Raw genomic sequence first — 4406 nt, 5'->3', positions numbered from 1 at the left:
CGACTCGCAACGCAGGCAGCGAAATGATGTACCTCCTCTCTGGGGCTGGTTAGCTGAGGAGCGACCTAGTTCCTACTTTGACCGACTCTGGGCGGGGTCGGTCGCACGGGATTTTGGATTAGAGATAACTGTATTCACTCGCGCCCAGGCAGCGCGTATTTGTAATTTGGAGCGGCAGCAGGACGCGATCGAGCAGCAAATCGAGCAACTGCTAGCCCATCCTCAATTTGACGTTTACCATACTGTCTTTGACCGTTTCGGTATGGGTCTACGAGTCAGGACGCTACTGCTATCTCACATTTACCCGTTGTCAGATTTTTTGAGCCGGAATCAGCCCTTATGTGAATCAGCACCAACAAAAACAGGTCATACCGCTCGCCGCGACCGTTCGCTACGCGCCTTCAAGCTGCGGTTAGGAATGGGATTGGTAGAAGATTCCAGTGGTAAATACACTAATTGGATACCTGGTGGGTCTTCACTCTGTCGTCAAACCTTGTGGCAGTATGTCATGACGCGCATTGAGCCAAAGAACAATCGCCGATTGCAAACAGAAATAGGTCAGCAGCTCGGAACCTATTTAGACAAACAGAAAGCCAGTGGCGTACCCGTGCAAGTCGTGCGAATGCGGACGGCAGCAAAGGCTGTAGTGTTGTTATATAAGGAATTAGTCAAAGCGATCGCCCCAGCCGACCAATGACGGAATACAACTTTGCTTTCCCCTCTGGCATTCCCCATTACTGGATGTATGAAACTAGCGGCAAACTCAAAGTCGCTATTCATGCCTATCTCAACCACATGGGTAGTAAGAGCGCATTTCCCATGAGCGACGACCACATCGCCCTTATCCGCGAGTATTTCAGGCAGTGGATTTTTGCCCCCGCCTACATGTCGGCTGAAGGATTTGAGGCAGAAAAAGCAGCGCTGCGCGAATCGGTGGGGGCGATCGCCACAGTTAGAGACATCGACCGATGGCTGGACCGAGCAAATCAAATTGGCATCGACCCGCTGTAGGTACTAGAGTGAATCCCCACAAACAGCTATCGCCTCTCCCTAACCCAACCATTAACTGTAAACCGTCCATGCATAAACTCTTTCGAGGGTACGCACACGGGTAAGACTTCGTGGTTTAACCCAGACTCGAAAAAGATAATGCTGTTCTGCTGCGGTGCGTAGCGCAGCGCTGAGCGCCCGTGTAGCACCAACTCACCACCAGTAAAGCATTTAGGTTCAGCATGAAAGTAGTAAACATAGGTGACGCGCCTGGTGGCTGTAGGAGCATTGCAATTATCAGCATGGAGGCGAAAGTAATCGCCGTCACCGCTGGCAGTAAGCTGGCACTCAATTTGAGCTACCGGAAACGGCGTAACGCCAAGGTCGGGCAAGACAAAAGCTAAAACCTCGCCAATCTTCTGCCGAAACAGTGCTTGATATATAGGAAAATCATGCAGCACCCGCGACCGTCGATGCTGCGGGTCGCCCAGCACGGAACTAGCATCAAATCTAGCCTCATTCCCTGCCACGTATTGCAGCAGATTTGCTAGCTCGTAGTCAGACAGAAAATCTGGCTCTAGATGATAGAAACTCATGCAACTTCCAAGTGCTGTCTCAAACCTGCCAGCCGATTCAACCAACCCTTAAGAAACACTCGCTGAGAAGGATTGCGCTCTGCCTCTCGCCGATACCAAGCCTCACGCAGGTTGCAGTACATTGCAACGCATGTTCTTTCGCCCTTCTGCTCTATTGCCTGCGCTACTGCTGCGGTTGTCTTCGCGCCCCAGATACCGTCCGGTGTTGCTCCTACCGTGCGCTGCAAAGTGCAAGTTGCTCCGCCCGTGCCATGGTTCACGCACCAATCGAAATGACACAGCGCCCACTTATCCGGTAGCTTGTCGCAACCGCCCTCTACCCAGTAGTAAGCATGATAAATATCGGTTGCTTCGTGGCGACGAATCAGTTTAACCGAATGCTTTGGTAGCTGGCGATTCTTGCGGTAGCGGTCGTACGTTGCCTGTGTAATTCCAAAATTAGTAGCACCACCAGTGTCATTTGGATGGTTGCTAAAACCTCCCTCCCAATCGAGGGTAAATTGCAAAGCGCGATTAAAATTATCAGTACTCATTGTGAAGTTATAAATAATAAAACTAAGAGTTTCTGCTAACTACTGGAACTTGAAGTTCTCTACAAAATTTCTGTAAAATCACGCGGCGGTCATTAATTAATTCTTAAGAATGCAGCATGATGGAGAAACAAGTAGGACACCACAATGCAAGCCTCAATTCAACCATCGTCACCACAGCCGATTCAACCTATGCCAAATAATTACTTTCCTACCGTAGAAGGGTCAGTTCTAGCCACCCTCGCTCTATTTCTAATTCGCGGTTTGTGGCAGCAGTATTTAAAGAATGAAGAGATGGAAGCGCGAATAATTCAGAAGTTGCTTGACGAGCGCCAGAATCGAAACGACTCGAACAAATAGTTAAACATACTCTTCAACATCAACGTTGATCGTTCCGCTTGCTGCCACTGCCCAGTACTCACCCTGCCAGTTTGGAATATCTGATACATAGATTTTCTTACTACCAACATTGGCAATGGCAGAAGTATTATTAACAGTTGAATCAGTATCAATGTAAACGCTGTTCTTTGTATCGCTGTTGAAAAACGTCGCGTGTTTCCTATCAACTGTAGCAGCGGACAATAACTTAGTAGGTGTAGTACTAACTGCTACTGTAGTTCTGTTCTTAGCTGTGCTAGCCGCTGAATTAATTGGTGGTTGTTCGGGCTGCAAATCGACTACTGGCATATCTATTTTTATTTCCCAATTGCTGAGAGTTTGATTTGGTAGAGTAAGTTGCTTGACAGCTATTCCATACTGCCAACCTCTAGGAGGATTTGGAAACTGTATGATTTCTGATTCTGTACGATACTGAATGCGTTGAGGTTTGAAAATTTCGGTATTTTCACCTTCTTCGCTCAGATTTATGAGAGTAACTAAAGCAATTAGCTTCTGCTGCTCTACGCGGTCTACTTGATGAGTAACTCGGAAGCTTCTAGTATTGATATAACCTGAATACTGCCAGCTTTCAGTTAAGTTAAAAGTCGCTAAGTGTTGCCATTCCATTAAGGATTAATAGAATCAATCTTATATTCAATTCGTTCAAGCCTTTGTTTTACATCTATCAACGCATCCTGTACTGAGTCGCTACTACCCCCTATATGCTGCCAGACTTCTATATATAGGTCGCGGAGCCAGTAAGGAACTTCAAATAATAAAATATAGGGTGAAATATTGTAATCTTGGAAATTTACCAGCGTTAGCCTATTCAATCCCAATTTTTTTTGGTCTGAAGATTGCACGCCACCAGGAAAGTTCGCATCTCCCAAGTCGGGAGCGATATATAAGTACTGCGAGACATTTGCGCCTAAGTACCAATAAGGCTTAGCTGAATCACTCTGAACTCCTATTAGTAAAAAATTAGACTCAACAGTAAAATAAATAGGCGGAATTGGCTTGTACTCTATTTCTTGAGGAGTATTGCTAATGATTTCCGCCAAGTATCTACTCGCGCCAACTCTTTGCCAGTTGGTGCTAGGAGTTAGTTCAAGAAAAGGCATTAAGGAGTAGGAGTAGGACTAGGAGCAGGGGCAACGCCAGCTCTTACCGGATAAGGTACGCCTGACGGAGTAAAAAAGCGCGTAGGTTTGTGAGAAGTAAACTTTGTATTAATCCAGCTAGAAATCTGACTGTTAGTTACCTTGTTAGGAAAACGAATTACAGTCATTCTTGTAGAAGTTTGCGGGTTAGCTTGACCTGCTTGAGATGGAGGAGTAGAAGTTAGTTCGGTAGGAACTTTGATTGCTTTCCCACCTCTACCTAAAGTTCTTTTTGAAGGCGAATAATCATAATTTGATGAACGTACCGTAGTAGTTGTAGTACCTGCGGTATCGTCTAATCGAGTAGAGCGCTTGATTCTACTGTGACTTTTTCGGGTTCGCGGTGTAGCGGGTGGAATTGGATCTACAGTAATGTTGAAATACTTGATTTGGTCTTGGCGGATGTGTAATAGCGCAACCATTACGCCATTAATAATCATCGGCACGTCTTTATAAGGATTAAGAGCCATAAAAAATTAAACTTGCACTTGCAAAACTATTGGCTGTTTATGGATTTGGTTCTTCTAGAAACTCTTTAGCAGTAATTTCAAATTTTCCGGTTTCATTGTTTACTGTTCCTTGAATGGGAATAGAAAACGTTCCTTTAAGTTCACCTTTATCTAAATCCCAATCAAGCGTCACACCCTTCTCAAAAAAGGCAGAGTTGACTGTAGATTTACTAGCTCTAAGGATTGCTCGGAAAAGGTCAGCACTTGGAGTTTGCATTAGAAAAATGAACCAATCACTTTTTG

At 45.5% G+C, this 4406-nt stretch carries 9 protein-coding genes; 3 read left to right on the top strand and 6 right to left on the bottom strand.

What is annotated here, in order from left to right:
- Window positions 1-697, top strand: a 697-nt coding sequence (locus tag ACRC32_RS13255; RefSeq protein WP_438554412.1) for an IS110 family transposase, incomplete at its 5' end; no start/stop codon positions are given.
- On the top strand, window positions 694-1011 hold the full coding sequence (locus ACRC32_RS13250; RefSeq protein WP_438554411.1) for a hypothetical protein: 318 nt from the start codon (window positions 694-696) through the stop codon (window positions 1009-1011). The genes ACRC32_RS13255 and ACRC32_RS13250, both read left to right, overlap by 4 nt.
- A gap of 26 nt (window positions 1012-1037) precedes the next feature.
- Here the strand turns inward: ACRC32_RS13250 and ACRC32_RS13245 are convergent, their stop codons facing one another.
- Window positions 1038-1586, bottom strand: a complete 549-nt coding sequence (locus ACRC32_RS13245; protein ID WP_438554410.1) for a 2OG-Fe(II) oxygenase — start codon at window positions 1584-1586, stop codon at window positions 1038-1040.
- Window positions 1583-2119 (bottom strand): glycoside hydrolase family 108 protein, encoded by a 537-nt coding sequence (locus tag ACRC32_RS13240; RefSeq protein ID WP_438554409.1) that lies wholly within the window; start codon window positions 2117-2119, stop codon window positions 1583-1585. Before ACRC32_RS13240 ends, ACRC32_RS13245 begins: the two co-directional genes overlap by 4 nt.
- Before the next feature lie 144 nt (window positions 2120-2263).
- Here ACRC32_RS13240 and ACRC32_RS13235 point away from each other — a divergent pair, with 144 nt between their 5' ends.
- Window positions 2264-2476 carry a hypothetical protein gene (locus tag ACRC32_RS13235; RefSeq protein ID WP_438554408.1) on the top strand — a complete coding sequence of 71 codons (213 nt, stop codon included), beginning with the start codon at window positions 2264-2266 and terminating at the stop codon, window positions 2474-2476.
- Here ACRC32_RS13235 and ACRC32_RS13230 read toward each other — a convergent pair whose 3' ends face one another.
- The 4 genes from ACRC32_RS13230 to ACRC32_RS13215 all read right to left on the bottom strand — a co-directional run.
- The gene (locus tag ACRC32_RS13230; RefSeq protein WP_438554407.1) at window positions 2477-3121 is read right to left on the bottom strand and encodes a hypothetical protein; all 645 of its coding nucleotides are present in this window, start codon (window positions 3119-3121) and stop codon (window positions 2477-2479) included.
- Window positions 3121-3615: a hypothetical protein gene (locus ACRC32_RS13225; protein WP_438554406.1), complete on the bottom strand. Its 495-nt coding sequence runs from the start codon at window positions 3613-3615 to the stop codon at window positions 3121-3123. Before ACRC32_RS13225 ends, ACRC32_RS13230 begins: the two co-directional genes overlap by 1 nt.
- Window positions 3615-4124, bottom strand: a complete 510-nt coding sequence (locus ACRC32_RS13220) for a hypothetical protein (protein ID WP_438554405.1) — start codon at window positions 4122-4124, stop codon at window positions 3615-3617. The genes ACRC32_RS13225 and ACRC32_RS13220 overlap by 1 nt, the downstream gene beginning before the upstream one ends.
- A 37-nt stretch (window positions 4125-4161) precedes the next feature.
- On the bottom strand, window positions 4162-4406 hold a 245-nt coding region (locus ACRC32_RS13215), incomplete at its 5' end, for a hypothetical protein (RefSeq protein WP_438554404.1).

Source organism: Chroococcidiopsis sp. (assembly GCF_051657925.1).
GTDB lineage: Bacteria > Cyanobacteriota > Cyanobacteriia > Cyanobacteriales > Chroococcidiopsidaceae > Chroococcidiopsis.
The sequence above is the reverse complement of the archived record's forward strand: the minus strand, read 5'-3'. Positions and strand labels throughout refer to the sequence as shown.

What these genes read in the sequence shown, in the direction of transcription:
- ACRC32_RS13250 (WP_438554411.1), top strand. Translation starts at nt 694, where the DNA reads ATGACGGAATACAACTTTGCTTTCCCCTCTGGCATTCCCCATTACTGG.
- ACRC32_RS13245 (WP_438554410.1), bottom strand. Translation starts at nt 1,586, where the DNA reads ATGAGTTTCTATCATCTAGAGCCAGATTTTCTGTCTGACTACGAGCTA.
- ACRC32_RS13240 (WP_438554409.1), bottom strand. Translation starts at nt 2,119, where the DNA reads ATGAGTACTGATAATTTTAATCGCGCTTTGCAATTTACCCTCGATTGG.
- ACRC32_RS13235 (WP_438554408.1), top strand. Translation starts at nt 2,264, where the DNA reads ATGCAAGCCTCAATTCAACCATCGTCACCACAGCCGATTCAACCTATG.
- ACRC32_RS13230 (WP_438554407.1), bottom strand. Translation starts at nt 3,121, where the DNA reads ATGGAATGGCAACACTTAGCGACTTTTAACTTAACTGAAAGCTGGCAG.
- ACRC32_RS13225 (WP_438554406.1), bottom strand. Translation starts at nt 3,615, where the DNA reads ATGCCTTTTCTTGAACTAACTCCTAGCACCAACTGGCAAAGAGTTGGC.
- ACRC32_RS13220 (WP_438554405.1), bottom strand. Translation starts at nt 4,124, where the DNA reads ATGGCTCTTAATCCTTATAAAGACGTGCCGATGATTATTAATGGCGTA.